The organism is Pseudoalteromonas sp. SM9913, assembly GCF_000184065.1.
In the GTDB taxonomy this organism is placed as follows: Bacteria; Pseudomonadota; Gammaproteobacteria; order Enterobacterales; family Alteromonadaceae; genus Pseudoalteromonas; species Pseudoalteromonas tetraodonis.
Map to the genome: position 1 here is coordinate 864,479 of NC_014803.1, position 23,068 is coordinate 887,546.

18 protein-coding genes and 1 riboswitch are annotated in these 23,068 nt (G+C 40.3%); of the genes, 10 read left to right on the top strand and 8 right to left on the bottom strand.

What is annotated here, in order from left to right; all coding sequences use genetic code 11:
* The first annotated feature begins 62 nt into the window (after window positions 1–62).
* On the top strand, window positions 63–1,520 hold the full coding sequence (gene thiI / locus PSM_RS04000; protein ID WP_013464312.1) for a tRNA uracil 4-sulfurtransferase ThiI: 1,458 nt from the start codon (window positions 63–65) through the stop codon (window positions 1,518–1,520).
* Window positions 1,521–1,811: 291 nt separating this feature from the next.
* Here thiI and PSM_RS04005 read toward each other — a convergent pair whose 3' ends face one another.
* The gene (locus PSM_RS04005) at window positions 1,812–2,714 is read right to left on the bottom strand and encodes a ketopantoate reductase family protein (protein WP_013464313.1); all 903 of its coding nucleotides are present in this window, start codon (window positions 2,712–2,714) and stop codon (window positions 1,812–1,814) included.
* On the bottom strand, window positions 2,707–3,057 hold the full coding sequence (locus tag PSM_RS04010) for a VanZ family protein (protein WP_013464314.1): 351 nt from the start codon (window positions 3,055–3,057) through the stop codon (window positions 2,707–2,709). The genes PSM_RS04005 and PSM_RS04010 overlap by 8 nt, the downstream gene beginning before the upstream one ends.
* A 151-nt stretch (window positions 3,058–3,208) precedes the next feature.
* Here PSM_RS04010 and PSM_RS04015 point away from each other — a divergent pair, with 151 nt between their 5' ends.
* Together PSM_RS04015 and PSM_RS04020 are read left to right on the top strand one after the other, a co-directional pair.
* Complete coding sequence (locus tag PSM_RS04015; RefSeq protein WP_013464315.1) at window positions 3,209–3,691, top strand: YajQ family cyclic di-GMP-binding protein; 483 nt, start codon at window positions 3,209–3,211, stop codon at window positions 3,689–3,691.
* Between the two features lie 301 nt (window positions 3,692–3,992).
* A riboswitch (cobalamin riboswitch) is annotated at window positions 3,993–4,158 on the top strand.
* 37 nt (window positions 4,159–4,195) lie between these two features.
* Window positions 4,196–6,046 carry a TonB-dependent receptor domain-containing protein gene (locus tag PSM_RS04020; RefSeq protein WP_013464316.1) on the top strand — a complete coding sequence of 617 codons (1,851 nt, stop codon included), beginning with the start codon at window positions 4,196–4,198 and terminating at the stop codon, window positions 6,044–6,046.
* A gap of 66 nt (window positions 6,047–6,112) precedes the next feature.
* On the opposite strand, the gene msrA is transcribed toward PSM_RS04020, so the two are convergent.
* The 3 genes from msrA to PSM_RS04035 all read right to left on the bottom strand — a co-directional run bounded on the left by msrA (window position 6,113) and on the right by PSM_RS04035 (window position 10,880).
* Window positions 6,113–6,649: a peptide-methionine (S)-S-oxide reductase MsrA gene (gene msrA, locus PSM_RS04025; protein WP_013464317.1), complete on the bottom strand. Its 537-nt coding sequence runs from the start codon at window positions 6,647–6,649 to the stop codon at window positions 6,113–6,115.
* Between the two features lie 76 nt (window positions 6,650–6,725).
* Complete coding sequence (locus PSM_RS04030) at window positions 6,726–9,824, bottom strand: efflux RND transporter permease subunit (RefSeq protein ID WP_013464318.1); 3,099 nt, start codon at window positions 9,822–9,824, stop codon at window positions 6,726–6,728.
* A gap of 3 nt (window positions 9,825–9,827) precedes the next feature.
* A complete protein-coding gene (locus tag PSM_RS04035; protein ID WP_008465994.1) occupies window positions 9,828–10,880 on the bottom strand; it encodes an efflux RND transporter periplasmic adaptor subunit in 1,053 nt (350 codons plus the stop codon).
* A 247-nt stretch (window positions 10,881–11,127) separates the two neighbouring features.
* Here PSM_RS04035 and PSM_RS04040 point away from each other — a divergent pair, with 247 nt between their 5' ends.
* The 6 genes from PSM_RS04040 to PSM_RS04065 all read left to right on the top strand — a co-directional run bounded on the left by PSM_RS04040 (window position 11,128) and on the right by PSM_RS04065 (window position 16,529).
* Window positions 11,128–11,832 carry a DUF2982 domain-containing protein gene (locus PSM_RS04040; RefSeq protein ID WP_013464319.1) on the top strand — a complete coding sequence of 235 codons (705 nt, stop codon included), beginning with the start codon at window positions 11,128–11,130 and terminating at the stop codon, window positions 11,830–11,832.
* A 35-nt stretch (window positions 11,833–11,867) separates the two neighbouring features.
* Complete coding sequence (locus tag PSM_RS04045) at window positions 11,868–12,200, top strand: hypothetical protein (protein ID WP_013464320.1); 333 nt, start codon at window positions 11,868–11,870, stop codon at window positions 12,198–12,200.
* Window positions 12,201–12,266: 66 nt separating this feature from the next.
* A complete protein-coding gene (locus PSM_RS04050; protein WP_013464321.1) occupies window positions 12,267–13,913 on the top strand; it encodes an Lcl C-terminal domain-containing protein in 1,647 nt (548 codons plus the stop codon).
* Between the two features lie 10 nt (window positions 13,914–13,923).
* Window positions 13,924–14,439: an Lcl C-terminal domain-containing protein gene (locus tag PSM_RS04055; RefSeq protein WP_013464322.1), complete on the top strand. Its 516-nt coding sequence runs from the start codon at window positions 13,924–13,926 to the stop codon at window positions 14,437–14,439.
* A gap of 153 nt (window positions 14,440–14,592) precedes the next feature.
* A complete protein-coding gene (locus tag PSM_RS04060) occupies window positions 14,593–15,510 on the top strand; it encodes an ExeA family protein (protein WP_013464323.1) in 918 nt (305 codons plus the stop codon).
* An 11-nt stretch (window positions 15,511–15,521) separates the two neighbouring features.
* Window positions 15,522–16,529, top strand: a complete 1,008-nt coding sequence (locus PSM_RS04065; protein WP_013464324.1) for a general secretion pathway protein GspB — start codon at window positions 15,522–15,524, stop codon at window positions 16,527–16,529.
* Between the two features lie 7 nt (window positions 16,530–16,536).
* Here the strand turns inward: PSM_RS04065 and PSM_RS04070 are convergent, their stop codons facing one another.
* Window positions 16,537–17,733, bottom strand: a complete 1,197-nt coding sequence (locus tag PSM_RS04070; RefSeq protein WP_013464325.1) for an HD-GYP domain-containing protein — start codon at window positions 17,731–17,733, stop codon at window positions 16,537–16,539.
* A gap of 110 nt (window positions 17,734–17,843) precedes the next feature.
* Window positions 17,844–21,647 (bottom strand): bifunctional proline dehydrogenase/L-glutamate gamma-semialdehyde dehydrogenase PutA, encoded by a 3,804-nt coding sequence (gene putA, locus PSM_RS04075; RefSeq protein ID WP_013464326.1) that lies wholly within the window; start codon window positions 21,645–21,647, stop codon window positions 17,844–17,846.
* Window positions 21,648–21,816: 169 nt separating this feature from the next.
* Between putA and PSM_RS04080 the strand changes: the two genes are divergently transcribed.
* Entirely contained in the window at window positions 21,817–22,299 is a 483-nt protein-coding gene (locus PSM_RS04080; protein WP_013464328.1) for a winged helix-turn-helix transcriptional regulator, read from the top strand.
* Between the two features lie 92 nt (window positions 22,300–22,391).
* Here PSM_RS04080 and PSM_RS04085 read toward each other — a convergent pair whose 3' ends face one another.
* Complete coding sequence (locus PSM_RS04085; RefSeq protein WP_013464329.1) at window positions 22,392–22,997, bottom strand: TIGR04211 family SH3 domain-containing protein; 606 nt, start codon at window positions 22,995–22,997, stop codon at window positions 22,392–22,394.
* Window positions 22,998–23,068 lie beyond the last annotated feature (71 nt).

Below are 23,068 nucleotides of genomic sequence, written 5' to 3' on the forward strand. Positions count from 1 at the left end.
TGCTATAATCCGCCGCGCCCAATACCTGGGTGCGCGAATTCCCGCAGTCTAAGAGTTAAACTATGCTTAAATTTATCGTCAAACTTCACCCTGAAATAGCCATTAAAAGCCGTTCAGTCCGTAAACGCTTTACTAAAGTGTTAGAAAATAACATTAAAATTGTATTGCGTCGTGTTGACGAAAAAGTACAGGTACGTAATAACTGGGATAACATTTCAGTTGTAACAAAACTTGACGATGCTCAAACTCGCCTTGATTTTATCGACAGCTTACAACGTATACCTGGCATCGTGCAGTTTATTGAAGTGACTGAAACAGACTTTAAAACGATTGATGACATTTATCAAAAAACTATTGAGCTAGTTGGTCACACTATTATTGGTAAAACCTTTTGTGTCCGTGCTAAGCGCATAGGTCAACATGATTTTACTTCAACTGAGCTAGAGCGTTACGTTGGTGGCGGGCTTAATCAACATGTTGAAGGGGCTCGAGTAAAGCTAAGTCGCCCAGAAGTAACGATTCGTTTAGAAATTAAAGACGAAAAAGCCTACATAGTAACGCAAACGCATTTAGGAATGGCGGGCTTTCCACTGCCAACACAAGACGATGTATTATCGCTTATGTCTGGTGGGTTTGATTCTGGCGTTGCCAGTTATCAAATGATCCGTAAAGGTGCTCGCACGCACTTTTTATTCTTTAATTTAGGTGGCGCTGCTCATGAAATTGGGGTTAAACAAGCGAGTTACTATCTATGGAAACAATACAGCTCTACTCACAAAGTTAAGTTTATTACTGTTGATTTTGAGCCAGTGGTTGCTGAAATCTTAGAAAACGTTGAGAACAGCCAAATGGGCGTTGTCCTTAAACGTATGATGATGCGAGCGGGTAGTGCCGTCGCTGAAAAACTAAATATTCAAGCATTGGTTACGGGTGAAAGTATAGGTCAGGTGTCTAGTCAAACCTTAGCTAACTTAAGTGTGATTGACCGCGTAACCGAAACGCTCATTTTACGCCCACTTATCCAACATGATAAGCAAGAAATCATCAATATAGCGCGCCAAATAGGCACTGCAGAAATGGCAGAGACGATGCCTGAATACTGCGGTGTGATCTCTAAAAAGCCGACAGTTAAAGCCAAAATTGAAGTGATTAAAGCAGAAGAAGAAAAGTTTGACTTTGATGTGTTAGATACCGTTATTGATAACGCCCGTGTTATGGATGTGCGCGATATTGATGTTGAGGCTAAGCAAGAGCTTAAAGAGGCAGAATCAGTTACAGAGTTACCTGAAGGAGCGGTTGTTGTTGATATTCGCTCGCCTGAAGAAGAAGATGCGGCGCCGCTGGAAATTGAAGGTATTGAAGTTATCCACTTACCGTTTTTCCGCTTAGCAACAAAGTTTGGCGATTTACCTAAAGGCAAAGATTATTACTTATATTGCCAAAAAGGAGTAATGAGCCAATTACAAGCGCTTATTCTTCACGAAGAAGGCTTTAACACCGTAAAAGTATATCGTCCTTGATGGCTTAAGATATTGGGTCTGTTGACCTTTGCGGATTATAATTTGTTCAAACTAGGGGCGGTTTAATCGCGGCGCGAGGTTTGTAACCTAGTGGGTTAAGTAAAAATCGAGCAACAAAGAGTAAATCGCCCCTAGGCAGAACCCTTCGGGCAGCGCCTGTTTGGCATTGATGCTGCGTTATCGCCTATTTATGGGGAATAACCACACCACATAGGCTCTGCCTTACCTAAATACCAAACAGACTGCTGCAAATTTAACCTTGAAAGGTCAACAGACCCTAAATGCGCGGATTTATTCCGCGCTTTTTTTTGCCAAAATTTCAGCAAGTAAGGCGTCATTATAAGGTGTTGCAATATGGTGTAGTTTTCCTTGCTCACTTATATAGCCACAAATAGCCATGATCTCTGTTTGTCTATTGTGCATTACATCTTGATGCATCGAAGAGTAATTTTCGGCAGTTAAACTCATTACTTTGTAAGCCCGCTCTAGGGCATCTATAAGCTTAATATTGAGTTTTAGCGCGGTTGCAATGTGGCACGCCTCAGCTAATAAATTAATAATTGCACTACTGTATTGCGGTGCACGTAACTGACCATTTTTTATATTGTGGTGAGCGGTTAATGGATTTATTGCAATATTAACCAGTAGCTTTTCAAACCGTAGTTGTTCAATATTGTTACTGACAATTAACTGCGGAATAGTGTGTAATTGCGCACTAAGCTGTTGAATATTTTGAATAGCTAGTTGATTATAGCCCCCTAATACACTTTGCCCGTTTCCGGTATGCTGCACAATATTAGGGTTTGACTTAAATCCAGCTATGCTGGTGGTTAAAAAGTACAACGACTGCTGCTTTGTTAGTTGTTCATTTAATTGTTCAACATTACCCATGCCATTATGACTCAGTATAATATGGGTATTATTGCCTAGATAAGGTTTTACTTGAGCATAGGCTTGTTGCACTGCAAACGCTTTTACCGTGAATAAAACAATATCAAATTCAGGAGTTTGAGATAACTGCTCTTGTGAGATAAAAGTGGCGTTAATTTTTTCAGACGCAGCGTTACTGTGGCTGTAAAAGCGAGTATTAACTGTGCCTTTTCGAGTAAGTATATATATAGCGTGATGCTTGGCTAAAAAATGGCTAAATAACAAGCCAATAGCGCCATCACCTACAACAAGTATGTTAGCCATAATGCTTCTTTTTACGCAGTGTTAACAGGGCTTTAGCTAAAAAGTAGCTCGCTGCACCAATAAAATCGGCAACAAAATCGACCAGTGATGCTTGTCTGTAAGGAAGGCTATCTTGCATAATTTCTATTGCTGCACCGTAACCAGCGAGTAATAGTATTTGTGCATATAATGGGAGTTTAAACGCTTTATCCATAATAATGGCAAGTAAAAAGAAGATACCAAAATGCGCTACTTTATCAACATGCGGAAATAAGTTTGCCGCGCCCTTTACCTCTTTAGCAAATAAGAAGGTAAACGCAACAATACTAATTAAAAAAATTGCTTGGTAAACACGCCTTGTCACGAAAATTCCTAAAATCGTATAAAAAAGAAGCCTCAGTATATCAAACTAATTTAGTATCGCACCTGAACAAAATGCAGAAAAATGTAAAGATTTATCATTTTAACGTTATAATTGCGGCATAAAATTAAGATTAGATAGTTAGGAGAACGCTATGCCTTCATTTGATATTGTATCTGAAGTAGAAATGAACGAAGCAAAAAATGCGGTTGATAACGCCAACCGTGAACTAGAAACGCGATTTGATTTTAGAGGCGTTGATGCATCAATAGAGCTAAACGATAAAACAATTAAATTAAAAGCTGAAGCAGATGCTCAGGTAATGCAGTTATTTGATATTTTAGCGAGTAAAATCTCTAAACGTGGGATGGATGTTGCAAGCTTAGAGCTACAAGATATTTCTCGTGCGGGCAAAAATGTTTTTCGTAACGTTGCACTTAAACAGGGTATCGAAAAAGACATGGCTAAAAAAGTAGTAAAAGCCATCAAAGACTCTAAAGTAAAAGTACAAGCGGCCATTCAAGGTGAAGAAGTTCGCGTAACAGGTAAAAAGCGTGATGACTTACAAGCGGCTATGCAAGTTGTACGCACGGCAGATTTAGGTCAACCATTTCAGTTTAAAAACTTCCGCGATTAATTTATTGCCTCGAGCATGGCTGTATAGGTGCTGAGCTCAAAGGAATGCGTATAAAGCCAAACAAGTTATATTGTTTGGCTTTTTATTTTTGGAACTATGATAATTACCGAACCCCGAACCCCGAACCCCGAACCCCGAACCCCGAACCCCGAACCCCGAACCCCGAACCCCGAACCCCGAACCCCGAACCCCGAACCCCGAACCCCGAACCATGAATCTTGAATCTTTGGATTTTTAGATGTTTAGACGTCCGTTGACTTTTTTTAGTAAACAGATAACAATAGCAGCCTATTTTCAAGGTGCTTGCTAAACACTTCAATGGTGTGATTTTTTTAGTAGGATAATCGGGAAGTTGGTGCGTTTTCATTGATGAAGTCAATCCCAACACTGCCCCCGCAACGGTAAAGTTATGCTGTATTAAATTATGGTAACTGAGTCCGGAGACCGGCCTTGATTTAATCTTACTTACTAACATCTTTGCGGTGGGCAAAGATAGGGGACATGATGTTAAATAAAACCGCACTGGGTGTGGCCATTTCGGCTGTACTATCTATTTCTGTATCTGCTGCAGAACAATCAATCGAAACAATAACAGTAACCGCTAATAAATTTGAACAACCTATAAATGATGTATTAGCAAGTGTGGCAGTTATCGACCGCGCAGATATTGAAAAAGCGAATTATCGAGACTTACCTGCAATATTAAATACCATAGCTGGGATAGATATTGTCCGTAACGGCGGTTTAGGTCAAAAGGCAGATATATTTTTTCGCGGGGCCAGCGCTAAATATACCTTAGTACTGGTTGATGGTGTAAGAGTGAGCGATGCAAGTTCAGGTAGTGTGTCACTGACGAATATTCCAGTTAACAGTATCGAGCGTGTTGAAGTTATTAAAGGGGCAAGAGCTGCTATTTATGGCTCTGATGCGGTAGCCGGAGTAATTAATATTATCACCCGTAAAGCCTCAAATAACTCGCTTTCGGCTACTTTAGGCAGCCATAGCTACAGTAATTATCAGCTTGCTGGTGGGCTTGTAAAAGAGGCGCTTAGCTTTAATTATAATTTAGGCTACGAAGAGACGGATGGTTTTGATGTTACTGGCAAAGATCCAGCGGCTGAGTACACAAAAGATCATGATGATGATGGCTACAAAAATAAAAACATTGGCTTTAATTTAGCTTATGAGCTTGCTGAACTAGGCCAATTGAGCCTGCAATCTCAGTATAGCGAAGGCGAAGCACAATATGATAATGCATGGGGTAACGATGCCTACGACTTTGAAAATTACACCGCTAAGCTAGGCTGGAACAAAGCCTCAGATATATATAGCCAAAGTACTTCGGTGAGCGTTTCGCAAGAAGAAAATACCCAAACAGGTACCGATGTGCAGCAAGTGTATAGCACAGAGCGTGTTGAGTTTGAATATCGAGGGCTTTATACCCTTACTGAAGAACTTGATATATCGGGTGGCTTTAATTATTTATCTGAGGATTTATCAAACTCGTCAGCAACGTCATCAGAAGAAAAACGCGATAATAAGGCGTTGTTTATAGGCGCGTTTTATAGCCATAACAAATGGTTAGCAAATGCGGTTGTTAGAACCGATGATTATGACTTCCATGGCCGTGCAAACACTTACAGTACAGGACTTGGTTACAAAGCAAATAACTATGTAACACTACGTTTAAATCACGGTACTGCATTTAGAGCTCCTTCGTTAATCAATGCGTTTGTGACTAACAGCCCGTACTATTTACCAAACAATAATATTAAACCTGAAGAAGCCTTAAATAATGAGCTTGGTATAACTTTAGAAACCCAATGGGGCCGTTATGATATTGCTATTTTCGATAACCGTATCAATAATTTGATTAGTAATAATTATGATGCAGACTCAGGTAAATATATTGCCACTAACATAGATAAAGTATCTATGCAGGGATTTGAGCTGTCGGCAGAGTTTTCAGCGCTAGGCTTTGAACACTCGGTTAATTTTAGCTTTTTAGACGCTACAGATGAAAAAACGAATACCGATTTACCACGTAGACCTTCTGAATCGTTTAATTATCAACTCGCTAAAACATGGGGTGATTTTGATGCCAGCTTGGATATGCAATATCGCTCATCGCGTCCTTCGATTGCGTATTATGACTCGGAGCTCGCTGCTTATACGGTATTTAATATAGCAGCCAATTACCAGTTGCTAGATAATTTGTCGTTAGCTGCTCGAATAGAGAATATTACTGATAAAGAATATTTTACTGCTGCGACGGGCTTTGCTGCCAGTGGTAAGCTATTAGGTTATAACAGCGCAGGAAGAACTTTCTTTGTAGGGGCAAATTATCAGTTTTAGTCACTTATCCTAGTTGCCAAGGAACAAATAGCCCAGCTTATTGCTGGGCTATTTATTAAAAGCACTTTATTCCGATAAAAACTCGCTAAATTCGGTTTCAAACTTATGTAATTTGGGTGCAATTAAAATACTGCAATAGCCCTGCTCAGGATTTTCATTGTAATAGTCCTGATGGTAGTGCTCTGCGGGGTAAAAAGTGGTTGCTGGGCTCACCTCAGTCACTATAGGTTCGCTAACATGACTTTGCAGCTCTGCAATAACTGCCTGTGTTTGTACTTGTTGTTGCTCATTATGATAATACACAACGCTGCGGTATTGAGTGCCTATATCGTTACCTTGGCGATTTAGTTGTGTGGCATCGTGTAGGGTAAAAAACATCGCGAGTAAGGTTTCAAAGCTGATAACACTGGCATCAAATTCAACCTTAATTACCTCTGCATGGCCACTGTTACCAGTGCAAATAGTTTTGTAAGTTGGGTTATCAGTATGTCCACCAGTATAACCAGAGCAAACACTGAGTACACCTTTTACACGCCTAAATGCTGCATCAATACACCAAAAACAGCCGCCGCCGAGTGTTGCTACTTGTGTGGTCGAACTCATAAGTACTTCCTCAATTGTTAGGGATATGTGCACTGAATAAAGCGCCGTAACATCTAGTTACGACGCTCTGAGTAACTTAGATCTCTTTAAGCGGTTTTTCAGCGGCTTGCTTATCAAGTTTTTGTTGTAAAAACTCAGGTGATTGTGTATTTCGCGCTAGTGCGTAATAAGCGGCTGGCACCACAAACAGAGTTAGTATGGTTGCCACCGTTACGCCAGTAAATACCACCACACCAATTACCATTCTACTTTCCGAGCCTGGACCGGAAGCCAACACCAAAGGTACGGCACTCATAACCGTTGTTAGGGAAGTCATAATAATAGGGCGTAAACGCTGTGTAGCCGCTTGTAAAATGGCCTCACTAAATTCTACGCCTTTATCACGTAACTGGTTGGTAAATTCAACAATCAGTATACCGTTTTTAGCACTTAACCCAATGAGCATAACAATACCTATTTGGCTGTATATATTAAGCGTTAACCCCATACTCCACAGCCCAAACATGGCACCCATTAAACCAAGTGGCACAGTTAACATAATAACAAATGGATGCATAAAACTTTCAAACTGAGCTGCCAGTACTAAAAAGGTCACGGTTAATGCCAGCACAAACACATAGGTCATGGCTGAGGCACCTTCATAAAACAATTGCGACTCACCTTTATAGTCAATGGCACCATCAATGTCGTTTTCCTCTGTGGCAACCTTGTTTAAAAAGTTTAGTGCTTGTTCTAGCGTGTAACCATCTGCGAGGTTGGCACTTAAAGTAATTGCACGCATTCGGTTATAGCGGTTTAAACGCGAGGCGGTGGCTTCTTCTTTTAAGCTAATAAGGCTATCAAGAGGAACAAGTTCTCCGCTACGTGATTTTAGGTAAATATTTGAAATATCAGTCGGGTTGGCAAAGTCTTGTTTTGTGCCCTTTAAAATTACATCGTATTCTTCACCGCGGTCAATAAAGGTGGTTACACGGCGTTGGCCAAGCATGGTTTCAAGTGTACGACCCACATCAGAGACTGATACGCCTAAATCAGCGGCTTTATTTTTATCAATACTGACTAAAAACTGAGGGAAGGTTTCTTTATAATCATGATCAATACGCACTAATCCAGGGTTTTTCTCAGCGCGTTTAATAATTCTATCTCGCCAATCGGCAAGTTGAGCATAATCATTACCTTGCAAAACAAATTCAATAGGGCGAGATGAACCACCTCCGCCAATACCACGGCGCATAATAGCAAATGCACGAACGTCGGTGACCTCTTGCATTTTGCCGCTTATTTCATCCATGACTTCCCATGTTGAGCGTTTGCGCTTATCCCAGTCAGCCATGCCAACAATAGCCACGCCGCCACTGCCACCCCAGCCTGGGACTCGAACAAGCACTCGACTTAGTTCGCCAGATTCAGAATAAGGCATCAAGCGCTCTTCAATTTTTGCCATATTAGCTGCGTTATTTTCATAACTTGCCCCTTCAGGGCCATTCATAAGCACAAAGAAGGTGCCACGATCTTCTTTTGGCGTGAGCTCTGAAGGTATTTGTAAAAATAATGAATAACTAACAAACCCAGCCAAAACTAAGCTCAGCATTAAGCCCCATTTACGGGTCATGTTTGACGCTAAAGCGTTACGGTATCCATTTTCTAATTTAGTAAAAAAACGGTCCATAACTTGGCTAAACTTACTTTCTTTTTCAGAGGCCTTTAACACTTTTGAACACAGCGCCGGAGAGAGTGTCAACGCAGTGATACTAGAGAAAAACACGGCAGCACTTACTGCCATAGCAAACTCTGTAAATAGTGCGCCAATTCGTCCTTCCATAAACACTAATGGTACAAACACGGATATAAGCACTAAGGTGGTGGCTATAATTGCAAAGCCCACCTCACGTGCGCCGCGATAAGCTGCCAATAAAGGCGGTTCACCAAGTTCAATACGGCGGTGAATATTCTCTAGCATTACAATGGCATCATCGACCACTAAGCCTATTGCTAACACCAGTGCTAGTAGAGTTAATAAGTTAATTGAATAACCCATTGCTAATAAAAACATGAAACTACTGACTAGGGCGACCGGTACTGTGACCGCGGGAATAAGAGTGGCGCGAATGTTACCTAAAAATATAAAGATAATAAGCACGACTAACCCCATAGAAATTGCTAAAGTTTTATAAACCTCATTAATTGACTCTTTAATAAATACCGAAGAATCATAACTGTCTTCTATGGTGGTGCCTTCAGGTAAATTACGTTTTATTTTTTCCAGTTCACTGCGGGCGTTATCAACCACAGTTAGGGTATTGGCTTTGGCTTGTTTAACAATACCCATACCAATCATATTACGGCCATTACCTCGGAATAAACTTTCATCATCGGCGGCTTCTAGTTTTACGTCAGCCACTTCGCCTAGACGCACTAAATAACCATCTTCACCTCGTTTAATAACTAGGTTTTGAAAATCACGTTGGTTTTTATAGCTGCGGGCAGTGCGAACGGTAAAATCACGATCAACTGATTCAATTTCACCGGCCGGAAGTTCTACATTTTCACTACGCAGTGTTTGCTCAATATCACTGGAGGTAATACCACGGGCGGCCATCGCTTGGCGGTTAAGCCATACTTTCATGGCATACTTTCGCTCCCCCCCAATGCGCACATTCGATACGCCATCAACAACGGCTAATCGATCTACAATAAAACGCTGTGCATAATCAGAAAGTTGCAATGAATCCATGGTTTCGCTGTTAAGTACAAACCACGCGATAGGGCTTTCGTCACTATTTGATTTTGATACTTCAGGAGGACGTACTTGTTCGGGTAGGCTATCAAGTGCACGCGCTACACGTTCACGCACATCGTTGGAGGCATCGTCTATGTCACGGCTAATATTAAACTCAATGGTAATGTTTGAGCGGCCATTACGACTCGATGAGTTAATACTTTTAATACCTTCAATGCCCGAAATACGGTTTTCAATAACTTGCGTTATTTTTGTTTCAATAATTTCGGCAGATGCACCGGTATATTCAGTACTAATATTTACAATTGGTGTTTCAATATCTGGATACTCTCGCAAAGGCAACATGCTAAAAGCAACTAAGCCAAATGTGAGTAACAGTAAGTTAATAACAATCGCAAAAACGGGGCGTTTGACGCTAGTATCGGTAATTTTCACGTGTTACCCCTTAACGCTTACTTTACTACCTGAGCGAATTTTAATTATTCCCTCGGTAACAATTTGCTCGCCATTACTTAACCCTTTGTCTATCGCAACCCAGCCATTATTTCTACTTGCAACATGTACTTCTTTACGGTTTGCTATGCCATCTTCAATTTGAAAAACGTAATGCTTATCTTGCAGAGGAATAATGGCCTTTTCAGGCACCATCAGCGCTTGGTTACTGCTTAGCTCTAGTGCAGTTTTAAGCAACATACCTGGGCGAAGTAAACCTGATTTATTAGCAAAACTTGCTGTTACTTCTACACTGCGAGTGATTGAGTCGATACGTGAGCTTATATGGGTTACTTTACCGCTGAAGGTTTGATCAGGGTAAGCATCGTTTTGAGTGCGAACAATCATGCCGTTTTTCAGTTGAGCTAAATACTTTTCAGGCACTTTAAAATCAACTTTTATAATACTAATGTCATCGAGGGTTGTGATCACAGTACTATTATTAATATACGCACCCACCGATATTTCGCGTTTCCCCAGTAACCCAGAAAAAGGCGCGGTGATGGCCATTTCATTGAGTTTGGTTTTAGCACTTTCAAGTTGTGCTTCGCTGGCATCAACGCGAGCGAGTTGTTCTTCAAGCAATGACTTGGCCGTCGCTTGCGAGCGAGAAAGCTCGGTCAGTCTGGCTAATTGACGTTTTTCTTCTTGTAAATTAATGCTAAGTTCTTTTACTGCAAATTGTTCTTGTTGGTTTTGCAGTTGTACTAATTTTTGTCCTTTGCTGACCAAGTCGCCATCTTCAAAGTAAATGCTAGTGACATAATCGTTTTGGGCGCTTTTAATGTAGATAGCCTGATTAGCACGAGCACTGCCAATGGCTTCAATCATAATTGCGTTTTCTTGCGATCTTACCGTGTGGGCAGAGACTTGCGTTGTCATTGCCGAGTAATTGGCTTGTTCGCCCTGTGATGCGGGAAAATACAAATAAACGCTAAAAATTATTAGTAACGAAATAATAAATGGAAATAAGGCTTTACCTGATTGTTTAGAGTGCATTGTTTTCATACCTGAAAATAGATTATAAGTATTGTACGAAATCAGGACAAAAAAAGGCGGTTATGTATCTCATTAATTTGTGCGTTAAGCGTAAAAATAACTGATACTTAGTCATTGCGCATATTTAACAGTAATAATGGGAGTTAATTGATGAGTTTTAAAACATCATGCAAACGCTGTTTAACGCTGAGAAAGTTAGTATTGTGGGCTATTATTATGTTTATATTTTATATGGCGTTTTTTCAGTATGGCTAATATAAATAAACAAATACTAAAATACCGAGCGCAAGGCGCTAAAAATGGAATTGAAATATTAGTGGTCGGCAGCATTGGCTTGATTATTATCATGCTGTTTAATTTATTACGCCCAGGCGAAATAAGTATTATCGAAATTTTTTTAGTAAGTTTATGTATTGCTGCAATTTTAATTGGCTTTTTTAAAACACAAGAACCTTTTTATAGTATTATTTTAACTGAGCAGCAATTAATATATCAGCATAAGTATGGACAATGGCATATACACCCAGAGAATTTTCACCATTGTGGTATACCTAAGGTTGATAATGGCATTGATTACCTTGAGCTTAATGCGATTGGTATTAAGTTAAATGATATAGATTCATTCTTGTCTGCTTTAGCTCCAAGAATTGCGGGTAAATTGTTGATAGAGCAGCGACATTTCTTTATGCAAGTTGTTCAAAAAAATTGCAAAAATGGGCATTGCCCATCAGAATGGTTAGTTGAAGATAATAAATATAGGTCAAAAAAAGGAATTGACTATAATGGGCTTATAGCAATGTTTGCTAATAGGGCTAAACATCTTCAGCTTTTAACAGGGTATGACTTACTGTTACCAGCGAGTGTAATAGAAAGTGATATTTGGGAATTTAGCGCAAATTTAAATAAATGGAAGCGCGATCCCTCTCAGTTTATAAAGTCGCAGTGTGAATAATAATATAAGCACTCACTGCGGGATTAGGAATAACTATGAGCCAAGACAGATCTTTCATTAAAAGTGGTCGAAACACCATAATACATAAAGACAGAAAACTAGATTTAGTGATTGTTAATGGTGAGACTCACCCTAAAATTAAAGTAACAGGTAATGGTCTTGAGCCATTTAAAGAAGAACTGCCAAAAAACCGCCGAGATGCAAAAGAGCGTTACCTCGACGTTGTTTATATTACTAGTGCTGATGTATTTAGCGAAGAAAAACAATTGTTGTTTATTCAATCCTTAGATGGCCGCGAATATAAAGTAGATTACAGTAAAGTTGGCACTAAATTATTTGTTCGTATTCATCAAGATAGCTATTTATAATTTATAATGGCATTTTTTTTGCTTAATAGTTTTATTAGATAATTTTAAGACAAAAAGGTGCTGAGTATGAGAGCAATTTCGTTAATACCACTTATGTCATGCTTGCTTTTGGCTGCATGCGGAGGGGGAGGCGGTGCTGATAACAGTGATATAAAAACATCAGTATTTGCAGGTAACGATCTCCAAGTTGTAGAAAAATCAGAGTTTACTATTTCTGCAAAAGGCTCTCCTGCAGATGGTACATTTACTTGGCAGCGTGTAAGTGGCCCTATTATAGATGTGTTTCCGCTTGAAGGGGCTGAACAAACCATTACTGCACCAGATGTAAAGTCTGACAGTGAACTGGTATTAAGAGTTAGCTATCAAACCTCAGATGGCAGTTTAGTGAATGACGACTTGAGTGTTTTCATTGCCTCTAATAATCAGCTTCCTCTTGCTGTTGTTACTCAAGTTGCTCCTGCAAACTTGCCCTCAGTTTATAAGGATACTGTAACCCTTAGTGGTTTAACTTCCACAGACCCCGATGAAAATGGCGAAATTAGCAGTTATTTGTGGCAATTATTGTCAGGGCCGGATTTAACAATTGATAGCTATAGCAATCCAACGCTTAGTTTTCCTCATCCATTATTAGAAAATAACACCAACTTAAAATGGCAGCTCACCGTAACAGATGATGAAGGTGGGGTATCTGCATCACAATTTGATATGACCCTTAATAAAACAGCTCAAGTGATTATTGCCGATGCAGGCGCTAATCAAACAGTAGAAGAGTTTGATAAGGTTATTTTAGATGCCACAGCCAGTGAAGCGGCAACTCAATCTTATCAATGTAAGTGGCAACAACTTACCGGTAATACAGAAACCCTGATTGAATCACAGTCATGTACTGCCAGCTTTTTTGCCTCTGATATTGATTTAAATGCAACGCTTAGCTTTGAAGTACAAGTTATGGACTTAAAAGGGCGCACCGACACAGATACCGTATTTATTGATGTAACACCCAAAGCGCTTGGGTTAATAAATGATACAGGGGTAGGAGAGTGTTATAACAATACTCAGCGAATTAATTGTAATAATGATGAATTTCCAGCTCAAGATGCTGATCTTGGGCGCGATAGTTTTGCCAATCGTTTAGGTAAAGTGGGTAAAGGGAATCTGGCTTTTGATTACACCAAACTTAATGAGTTTGCCGATGAGCTTCTCGATGATGCGCAAAACTTTAGCTGTATTCGTGATAATACTACCGGCCTTGTTTGGGAAGTGAAAAGCCCTTATTCCGGTGTGTTACCAAATACTTCGTTGCGTGATGGACAAAACCGTTATATTTGGCAAGGGACTGTCAATAGTGGCGATGTAGCGGGTAGTGATAATACCACATGCCCGAGCGATACTGATTGTGGATTACAAACCTATATTGATGAAGTTAATGCGCTTGATTTTTGTGGCGGCAGTAACTGGCGTTTACCCACTTATACTGAACTTTTAGGTTTAATTGATTACGGTAAACAAGGGCAAAACGTATTGATAGATACTGCATTTTTTCCTAATACACCATCGACTAACACCGAAGGGCATTTACGCTATTGGACCTCACAGACCGCGGTTGATGGTGCCAGTTTATCTCAGGCTTACATTATCGATATGATGGATGGCAATGATTTAGCCTATCCAAAAGATAATGCCGCTTATGTGCGCTTAGTTAGAAATCGTTAAGGTGATTATTATGAAATTAATTAAAGTCTCTATGTTATTAGCCTTAGGATTAAGTCAGTCACTTGCAGCGCAGCAGTGTTATCAGGAAGTCGCGACTAGCGATGATACCGACCGATTTGTGATTAATATTGATGGCACTGTGTCAGATACTAAAACAGGGCTAATGTGGCAGCGCTGTAACTATGGTCAAGTTTATAATAGCGAAACAACTAGCTGCGATGGCGATACTCAACCATTAAACTGGCAGGCCTCACTTAAAGGCGCACTTAATGACACCACGGCAAATTATAACGACTGGCAAGTGCCGAGTATTAAAGAGTTAGCTAGTATAGTAGATCACCGTTGTACCGATCCAAGTATTAATGCGGGTATTTTTTTAGCAACGCAGTCGCAAAATTATTGGTCTAATACCTCGGGTATTAGCAATATAAATTCGGCATGGGTTTATCAATTTTCCAGTGGTTTAAATAGCTTACATGCTAAAACAAGTAACGTATATTTACGCCTAGTACGCTATGAGAAGTAGTTAATTAATATATTAGCGAATCTAAAAATGCTCTTTTATTTACGGTTAGCCTTTTTATTTACACTATTTTAATAATAAAGCCTGGTTGTAGTTGTCACCCAGGCTATTTTTTTGCCATTATAGACCGTGAATTAACGACCAAGGACTATAAAGGTGTATTTAAGCTATTTTGGTTTACAAGAAAAGCCATTCTCAATTTCGCCTAATCCCCACTACTTATTTTTAAGTGAACGCCATAAAGAAGCATTAGCGCACCTTACCTATGGACTAGGTGAAGACGGTGGCTTTGTGCTGTTAACAGGTGAAGTGGGTACAGGTAAAACCACCATAACACGTAGTATGTTAGAGCGACTGCCTGAAAATACCCAAGTAGCTATGATCCATAACCCTGCGTTATCAGAACTTGAACTGTTAGCCAGTATTTGCGATGAATTACAAATAACTTACGACGCCAAAAATGCCACGCTGAAGAGTCTAACGGATGTGATTAAAAAGCACCTTGAGTTTAATAATAAAGCGGGGGGGCATACTATTTTAATTATTGATGAAGCACAGTTGCTTGCCCCCGATGTGCTTGAACAACTTCGCTTATTAACCAATATCGAAACCGACCATAAAAAGTTATTACAAATAGTATTAGTAGGGCAGCCTGAGTTACAGGTACTTCTAAAGCGAAATGAGTTAAGACAGCTGGCACAGCGTATTACTGCTAGGTATCACTTGTTAGCGCTAACACCAGGGCAAACCATCGCTTATATTCAACATCGGCTACATATTGCAGGTTGTGACAAGAAAATATTTTCAATGGAAGCGATGCAAATGGTGCATCAGCTAACTGGCGGTGTGCCACGATTAATGAATCTGGTGTGTGAACGCGCATTAGTAGGGGCATTTTCTAAACAACAAGAAATTGTTGGCAGTGATATTGTTAAGCAAGCAGCGAGTGAATCTTTACCTATCGACTTTATTGCCACAAATAATAAGGTGAGTAAAACAGGTTCGATTTGGCCCTATAGCGCTGCTGCGTTAATGCTTTTTGGTGCAGGAATTGGCCTGTCATTTATTCTTTAGTTAGGTGATTCATGTCTTATTTATTAGATGCGTTAAAGCAGTCAAAGCACGATACCATGAGCGCAGAGCAATATGACTTGCAAGCGCAACAATTAAAACAACAACATCAGTTGATGACCTATCGTCGAATTAGTTTTTTACTCGCCGGAAGTTTATTGGCGACGGGTATATTGACCAGTGGCTTTTTTGTCGGTAAGTGGCTGCAACAAGAAAATGTAGCCGTAAAAAATGAGGTTGTTCAAAATGACCTTAGTCAAAAAGACTCAGCAGTAGTAGAAAAACCAACAAGCCCAAAGGAAGTACAAAAAACGGTTGCTCAAGCAGTAACAACCCCTCAAGCGCCCCTTGTTACAACTGCGCCTAACAATTCTGTGCCACTGGCAGGGCAATTGGTTTATGTACAAACCCCAACGGGTGTACAGCAAATGTTGCTTACGCCACAAGGGCAATATTTACCTATGAGCGTTAATCAAGCGTCTCAAGGGCAAACGCAAAATTTCTCGGCGCAGAATAACGTTTCATCTAGTTTTCAATCACCGAGCAGCCAACCGCAAAGTGTACCAACTCAGCCAACGAAAAGAACACTCAGTGCCGATGAGTTGAGTAAATACAAAGTGTTAGGTAAACCACTTAATCAAAATGTGCCTGCTCAGCCAGAATCAACCGCTGAACTAGATACGGTTCCCGACACGCTTAAAAATGCGTTTGCGCAAGCCGTTAATGACACAGAAACAACAGCCGACTACGAAGTAACTCAAGGCTCTCGTCATTCATCACGGGTACAACCCGTTGAGCTACTGCCGGATGGCCTACAAAGTATGTTGCCAAGCATTAAATATCAGGCACATATTTATTCGTCGACAGCAGATAAGCGCTGGATAAAGCTCAATGGCAGAGAGCTATATGAGGGGGAGTCTATTGGTGCATTGAGGGTGCTAGAAATAGCACCGGATCAGAGCGTACTTGATTTTGATGGCTATGAATTTAGCTTAAAAGCCCTGCAAGATTGGCCACAATAGTGGCCAATTAACTAAAGATAGAGTGCTTATAAAAGCCCTCTAAATCTATATTATATTCTTTGGGTTTCACTGCTGATTCAAGCGTGTCTTGTGTTCTTTTGCTTGATAAGTCAATATCTTGAACTTCAGTGTAACGCCCATGTTTGGCATTAAAAAACGTTTTTACGACTGGTTTTAATGGTGTTGCAGGGTTACTTTGGGTCACCAGCCCCACTTTTTGGCTGGAAAGTTTTACCAGCGTGCCCACAGGGTGAATACCAATACATTGAATAAATTTATTAAGTAGCACGCCATCAAAGCTATCTGGGCAACCTTGTTTTAATATTTTAAACGCCTTAATTGGCTCCATACCCGCTTTATAAACGCGTTCAGCGGTTAATGCATCATATACATCAACAATAGAGGCCATACGAACGTATTGGCTTATTTCATCGCCTTTCTTACCAAAGGGGTAGCCTTTACCATCTAAGCGCTCATGGTGCATACCTGCGATATCAACAGCAATCCCCGTTAATCCTGCGTCTTCTAGTATTTCTTTGCTAAAGCGCGCATGGTTTTGCATCACTTTAAATTCTTCGTCACTGTAGCGACCTGGTTTGTTGAGAATCGCGTCAGGTATTTTTATTTTTCCCATATCATGCAATAGGGCACCTGTTGCAAGTTCTTCAATGATTGGTTTTTCAATATTGAGATGTTTTGCAAAAATACTCATTAAAATAGACACATTTATCGAGTGCTCTAATAAATAGGCATCTTTTTGGCGCATTTGCGTAATGCACGCCAGCGCATCTTGATTTCTAAATACGGAGTCAATAAACCCGCTAGCCAGCTCCCTAAAAGGAGCAACATCAACAGTGCGGCCAGATTCTATATCGCCAAATGCTTTGGTTTGTAAGTTTTTTGCTTCATCATAAAGCTTTTTAGCTTTACTCATTTCTTGCTCAGCGCTGTGGGTTATTAACCATGGATCGCGCTGTTTGATTTCGTGCTTAGTAGCAGGCGTTGGTTGTGTTTCAGATTCTTCAGAGGTGAGCATTTTATCAGGATCGATTTCAACCTCTAAAATGCCAGATTTTATTAATTTATCAATTCCACTTTGAGTTTTAACCCAGCCTTGGTTTTTTATTCTAATATTGCCAGTTTGTTTAACAACTTTTTGTACAAACATACCAGGCTTTAGCTGTGTAGTAGGAATGGTTTTCAAAATGAACTCTAATTAACAAGTATGATTAGAGAAAGTAACAAATAAATTCATATTTAGAAATAAAAAAAGGCATCAAATTGATGCCTTTTTAATTAAATGATGACTATTTTCTATTCATCATCTTCAACAAGCGTCATCAACGAGGTGTTACCGCCTGATGCCGTTGTATCGATACTGATTGTTTTTTCAGTAATAAGGCGCTTAATTAGCGTGTCGTAATACTCTGAGCTGATCACTGGCAGTATTGCGCCTTTACGTTGTGCAAGCTGTTGGCTGAAGTAGCCTAAGCGAGAAGAACGTGCAGCAACTACCGCACCCGCTAGGTGAGGGTGTGCCAATATAGCTTGTAACTGGTTTGGTTTAGCTACTTGGAAAACACCTTCAGCAACGCCGGTTGCAATAAACTTATCTCGAAAGGCAACCGCTTCGTCGTAAAATATTTCAGATGCAACAGTAATTACCGTATTACCAGCCGCTAGTGCGGTAATAATAGACAGTGCCCAAAAGTTAAATGAGGTGCTTTTATCTGCGTAACAAACCACACAACCACGAGCTTCAAGGTGAAGTGTATTCGACTCACCTGTTGGCCCTGGCAATGTTGTATATTTACGCATGTGCTTTTCTAAGCGGTTTAACTGAGCACGTGCATCGGCAAGTGTTAACGCTAAATCGTCCGCGAGGTCGTCAATAATTTCAACCGTCGCTACTTTCGCTAATAACTGACGTACCGCAGAAACACGATCATTCAGTGGCGTTGCACGCCAGATTTTTTCATCGCGCATAGAGTTAACCATCAGCTTTTCTACTTGCTCATTTGCGCCACTGTAGTGGTGTAAATCAAGCTCATCTGGCGTTAGGTTAGTCATTTGTACGTTATCTGGTGATGCTTTTTCTTTTATTAGGCGTTGTAGGTAGTTTGGTCCACCGGCTTTAGGGCCAGTACCAGAGAGTCCACGGCCACCAAACGGTTGCACGCCAACAATGGCACCAATCATATTACGGTTGATGTATACGTTACCTGCACGCGACATTTTCGCTAAATGTTCACAACGTTCTTCAATGCGAGAATGAATACCCATTGTTAAGCCGTAACCCGTGTTGTTGATTTGGTCGACAACACTATCAAGCTCACTCGATTTAAAGCGGATAACATGCACACACGGGCCAAATACTTCACGTTTCAATACCGATAAGTCTTTAATTTCGTATAAACGTGGTGCAAAGAAAAATGCGCCATTTTCGCTGTTATCAGGGATTTTACACTCATAGTGAAGTGTTGCATTACCCTTTAGGTATTCAACATGGTCGTTGAGTGTTTTAAGCGCTTTTTCATCTATTACTGGGCCTACGTCTGTAGAGAGTAATGATGGGTCGCCAATATGCAACTCAGCAAGTGCGCCTTTAAGCATATCGATAATGCCATCAGCTACGTCTTCTTGAATAAAGAGTACGCGTAATGCTGAACAACGTTGACCTGCACTTTGGAAACCAGAACTGATAACATCATCAACAACTTGCTCAGGAAGCGCTGTTGAGTCAACAATCATACAGTTTTGGCCGCCAGTCTCTGCAATTAAAGGCACCTGAATATCGTTACGTGCTGCTAATGTTTGCGAGATAAGCGTGCCCGTTTCAGTTGAACCTGTAAACATAACAGCTTGAATACGCTCATCAGGAACAATGGTTTTACCTACTTCGCTACCGCGAGCAATGACAGGTTGTACAACGTGCTCAGGTAAACCAACTGATAGCATTAATTCAATGGCACGAAGTGCGATTAAGCTGGTTTGCTCTGCTGGTTTTGCAATAACCGTGTTACCGGTAACAATGGCCGCTGCAACTTGACCCAAGAAAATAGCGAGCGGGAAGTTCCATGGGCTAATACATAAAATAACACCACGGGCTTCAAAGCGCTCATCTTGCGCAAGCTCTTCTGCACGGGCTGCGTAGTAACGACAAAAATCAACGGCTTCACGTACTTCATCAATACCATCTTGTGCTACTTTACCTGCTTCTTTAATACAGATAGCAACAAGCTCATCGTGATGGCGCTCTAAAATATCAGCAACGCGACGCAACAAATTGGCGCGCTCTTTTACCGGTGTTTGTGACCATGATTCAAATGCGGTTTCAGCGTTGGCTAGCAACACTTTCATTTCATCGCTATTTTGTAATTTTATATGGCCAATAATTTCTTTATGGTTTGCAGGGTTTTTAACTGCCAGCGCGCCCTCTGGTACTTGACTTTCATCAATTAAGTGCTCTTCAAACCAAGTGTCTAAATTTTCTTTAAACGGGGTGATCACGTTAATATCAGTTAAGTCCATACCTTTTGAATTGGCACGTTCTTCACCGTATAAATCAATTGGCATTTTTATCTGTGTGTTGTATTTATTACGTAAACCTTGCAGTGTTTCAACAGGATCTGGCAATAATGCTTCAACCGGTTGTGTGGTATCTACAATGGCATTTACAAATGACGAGTTAGCGCCGTTTTCTAGTAAACGACGCACAAGGTAAGCAAGTAGGTCTTCGTGTTGGCCGACCGGTGCGTATACGCGGCACTGAATTTTTTCTTCATCAACGATTTGGTCAAATAAAGATTCACCCATACCGTGAAGACGTTGGAATTCAAAACCTTGGTTATCACCTTTGGCTACTTCTAAAATAGTCGCTGCGGTGTAGGCGTTGTGTGTTGCAAATTGCGGGTAAAGTACATCACGTGCTTCAAGCATTTTAATCGCACACGCTTTATATGATACATCCGTGGTTGCTTTACGGGTAAACACCGGGAAATAATCTAAACCATCTTGTTGTGTGGTTTTGATTTCTGTATCCCAGTATGCGCCTTTTACTAAACGCACCATCATTTTTCGACCTACACGAGTTGCTAGGTCGGTTAGCCATTCAATAACAAAAATAGCGCGTTTTTGATAAGCCTGAACCGCTAAACCAAAACCTTGCCAATCGCCTAAATCGTCATCGCTAAATACTGCCTCAATAACATCAAGAGAAATATCTAAACGGTCAGCTTCTTCAGCATCAACAGTAAAGCCGATATCGTATTTTTTAGCGGCAAGGGCTAGTTCTTTTAGTTTTGGAACGATTTCTTCCATTACACGCTCTCTATGAGTGAACTCATATCGAGGGTGAATAGCCGATAACTTTACAGAAATACCTGGGCTTTTTATTGGACCACGGCCATTTGCGGCTTTACCGATAGCATGAATCGCATTCATGTAGCTATCAAAGTAACGCTTGGCGTCTTTCATTGTGCGAGCACCTTCGCCTAGCATATCGTAAGAATATACATAGCCTTTTTGCTCTTTTTCAGCAGCACGCTCAATCGCTTCGTTAATGGTACGACCCATTACGAACTGTTTGCCCATTATCTTCATAGCAAAGTTAACAGACTTACGTATAACTGGCTCGCCTAAACGACCAATGGTTTTTTTGAGTATGCCAAACTGTTGCTCTTTAGTCTTGTCGTTATAGTTAACCATTTTACCGGTTACTAATAATCCCCAAGACGAGGCATTAACGAATAAAGAGTCACTACTACCTAAGTGAGAGCTCCAATCGCCGTTTGCTAATTTATCACGTATTAATGTTTCTTGAGTTGCTTTATCAGGAACACGAAGCAGCGCTTCGGCTAAACACATTAATACCACACCTTCTTCACTCGATAGTGAAAATTCATTTAATAGCGCATCAACACCGCTTTGACCGTCTTGGTCTTTACGAATGTTTAAAACTATTTGGCGAGCTCTTTCCCATGCACGGCTTCGTGCTTTAACACCGACTTCTGCAAGTGGTAAAATGTGATCAATAACCGCATTTTCATCTATACGGTAGAAGTCACGGATCTTTTGTCTGATCGGACAAGTCGTTGTTAAATCGCCATTGAATAACATAAGCAACCCTCAGGAGTGTTAAGACTTAGGGTAATTGTTAATTACCGCTAAATGTTGTTGGTGTAAAGCGTGCATTCTAATTAAAATCCAGCAGAATATGCTGGTTAATTTTGTCGTTTTACGATAATTTACAGGGCATATTATTAACTTATCCATATAAAATACTGATATGACTAATCCGAATAGATTACGCCTGCTTGATCGTATCGATATATCAATTTTAGACGTTTTGCAGCGCAATGGTAGAATTTCAAATGTTAACCTCGCAAAACAAGTGAATTTAAGTCCTAGTCCTTGTTTAGATAGAGTTAAACGTCTGGAGCAAGAAGGCTACATTGAGGGATATTTTGCAAAGTTAAGCGAGGAAAAGCTCAATCAAAGCTTAGTGGCGCATGTGCAGGTATCGTTAGTCACCTCAAATACAGCGGTATTTAAAGTGTTTCGCGAATACATTCTTAAAATTAAGCAGGTTGTTGAATGTGACATGGTAGCGGGTGGTTACGACTATTTATTAAAAATTCGCGTCTCTAATATGGATGAATACAGAGAAGTATTAGGTGATTTGGTTGATATTCCGGGAGTGGGTACACACCACACTTACATGGTAATAGAAAAAATCAAACAGGATCCTGGACTGCGTTTAGATATGTAACCTTTGAGTACATTATTGCAGGTATAAAAAATTGCAGGCATAAAAAAAGCATCTTTTTGATGCTTTTTTTATGCCTGCAATATAGGTGGCGCTTACGCCCAACCTTCATAGCGTTTTCTGCGCGATAACACAATAGTTAAAATAATTCCTAAGAACAAACCTAAAAATGCAATAGCACCACCATAAGTGAGTAGCTGACGCTTTTCTTTAGCACTGGTTGCTTGCTTTAATTGTTGTTCTTGAGCAAGCGAGTCTTGTAATTGACTTATTTGTGCTAACAGCTGAGCATTTTGTTCGGTTAGCTGTGAGTTTTGTTCTTGTAGTTCAGGTAATTCTACTTGCGCTTGGCGTAATTTATTTTGCATAGCGCTAATTTCGCTGTTAAGCGCTTGATACTGCTGCTTTAAACCAGCTGATTCGCTGATGAATTTAGCCTCTACCCAGCCTTCACGGTCTTTATCATCTTTAACTTTTATAAAACCGTTTTGTTCATCAGATAATAAAGTCAGTTGCGTGCCTGCATCAATAGAACCGAGTAAGCGATAGTCTTTACTGGCGCCTGAACGCATAAAAGTATACAAGTTATCGATTATATAAGCTGTTTTAGCATTAGTAGGCGGCGTTGATTGAGCTTCCTCTGCTTGGCTCATAAACGGGGCGGCTGTTAAAAGCAGCCATAGTAAACAGTGTTTTAGCATTTATCTACCTTGTTAATCTAGCAGTGTCCGTTGTGAACGTGATTTTTATTTCGCATAAGTATATAGATAGT

Coding starts and splice junctions, on each gene's coding strand:
- PSM_RS04080 (WP_013464328.1), top strand. CDS start 21,817: ATGACTAATCCGAATAGATTACGCCTGCTTGATCGTATCGATATATCA.
- PSM_RS04005 (WP_013464313.1), bottom strand. CDS start 2,714: ATGGCTAACATACTTGTTGTAGGTGATGGCGCTATTGGCTTGTTATTT.
- PSM_RS04020 (WP_013464316.1), top strand. CDS start 4,196: ATGTTAAATAAAACCGCACTGGGTGTGGCCATTTCGGCTGTACTATCT.
- PSM_RS04055 (WP_013464322.1), top strand. CDS start 13,924: ATGAAATTAATTAAAGTCTCTATGTTATTAGCCTTAGGATTAAGTCAG.
- PSM_RS04035 (WP_008465994.1), bottom strand. CDS start 10,880: ATGCACTCTAAACAATCAGGTAAAGCCTTATTTCCATTTATTATTTCG.
- PSM_RS04050 (WP_013464321.1), top strand. CDS start 12,267: ATGAGAGCAATTTCGTTAATACCACTTATGTCATGCTTGCTTTTGGCT.
- PSM_RS04085 (WP_013464329.1), bottom strand. CDS start 22,997: ATGCTAAAACACTGTTTACTATGGCTGCTTTTAACAGCCGCCCCGTTT.
- PSM_RS04015 (WP_013464315.1), top strand. CDS start 3,209: ATGCCTTCATTTGATATTGTATCTGAAGTAGAAATGAACGAAGCAAAA.
- PSM_RS04040 (WP_013464319.1), top strand. CDS start 11,128: ATGGCTAATATAAATAAACAAATACTAAAATACCGAGCGCAAGGCGCT.
- putA (WP_013464326.1), bottom strand. CDS start 21,647: ATGTTATTCAATGGCGATTTAACAACGACTTGTCCGATCAGACAAAAG.
- msrA (WP_013464317.1), bottom strand. CDS start 6,649: ATGAGTTCGACCACACAAGTAGCAACACTCGGCGGCGGCTGTTTTTGG.
- PSM_RS04065 (WP_013464324.1), top strand. CDS start 15,522: ATGTCTTATTTATTAGATGCGTTAAAGCAGTCAAAGCACGATACCATG.
- thiI (WP_013464312.1), top strand. CDS start 63: ATGCTTAAATTTATCGTCAAACTTCACCCTGAAATAGCCATTAAAAGC.
- PSM_RS04045 (WP_013464320.1), top strand. CDS start 11,868: ATGAGCCAAGACAGATCTTTCATTAAAAGTGGTCGAAACACCATAATA.